This is a genomic window from Pseudomonas sp. EL_65y_Pfl1_R83, assembly GCF_963970695.1.
Taxonomy (GTDB): domain Bacteria; phylum Pseudomonadota; class Gammaproteobacteria; order Pseudomonadales; family Pseudomonadaceae; genus Aquipseudomonas; species Aquipseudomonas tritici.
Map to the genome: position 1 here is coordinate 1 of NZ_CAXAQI010000338.1, position 481 is coordinate 481.

Sequence of the window (481 nt, forward strand, 5' to 3'; positions counted from 1 at the left end):
CTTGACCAGCCGCTCCCAGGGGATGTTGCGCTCACCGGCATAGGCGCCGAGATTGTGGTAGTAGGCGACGCGGTCGCCGAGATGGAAATTGGTCACGCCCGGACCGACCGCGATGACCTCGCCCGAGGCTTCGTTGCCGGCGATGAAGGGCAGGCCCGGCGCCTTGTAGAGGCCGGTACGATAGTAGACGTCGATGAAGTTGAGCCCTACCGCATGCTGGCGGATGCGCACCTCGCCAGGTCCCGGCGCCGGGACGTCCACGCTCTCATAGACCAGCGCCTCGGGGCCTCCGACCTTGTGCACACGAACCGCTTTGGTCATCACCCGATCTCCTTTTCCCGCAGACACTCCAAGCGAAGGGCATCAACCCCCGCCTTGTCAACTCGGCGACGGCGCCGCGCGCCTTACGCATGTGGTTTTCCGGCCTTGCGGCGGTTGCGCCGCGCCAGCACGTTGAACAGTTCGACGGCCGCCGAGAACG

The 481-nt window shown here is 65.9% G+C and carries 1 protein-coding gene; it reads right to left on the reverse strand.

Going from position 1 to position 481, the window contains the following annotated elements; genetic code table 11:
- A partial coding sequence (locus AACY08_RS29175; RefSeq protein ID WP_339472555.1) for an alcohol dehydrogenase catalytic domain-containing protein occupies window positions 1-321 on the reverse strand: 321 nt, incomplete at its 3' end.
- Window positions 322-481 lie beyond the last annotated feature (160 nt).